Raw genomic sequence first — 526 nt, forward strand, 5'->3', positions numbered from 1 at the left:
CGGTGATCCCGGCGATCGCCGCGGGCACCGGTTACACGGTGGGCACCTCGACCGCGACGGGCACGATCACGGACGTGGCGCCGACGCTGACGGTGAACATCAGCGGCACGCCGACGATCAACGAAGGCGGCAACCTGGTGTTCCCGGTGACGATGACCGGTGGCACCTCGACGACGGACACCACGGTGACCGTGACCTACACGGGCACGGCGACCAACGGCGTTGACTACACCAATGTGGCGACGGTGGTGATCCCGGCCGGTGCGACGACGGCGGACCTGACGGTGCCGACGCTGACCGACACGATCGTGGAAGGCGACGAGACGGTGATCCCGGCGATCGCCGCGGGCACCGGTTACACGGTGGGCACCTCGACCGCGACGGGCACGATCACGGACGTGGCGCCGACGCTGACGGTGAACATCAGCGGCACGCCGACGATCAACGAAGGCGGCAACCTGGTGTTCCCGGTGACGATGACCGGTGGCACCTCGACGACGGACACCACGGTGACCGTGACCTACAC

1 protein-coding gene is annotated in these 526 nt (G+C 68.3%); it reads left to right on the forward strand.

Features of this window, described 5'->3' with window-relative positions:
• The coding region (locus tag AC04MD_RS20240) for a Calx-beta domain-containing protein (protein ID WP_475498991.1) at window positions 1–526 on the forward strand (526 nt) is incomplete at both ends.

The sequence above is a fragment of the Pseudoxanthomonas sp. LjRoot206 genome (assembly GCF_056175725.1).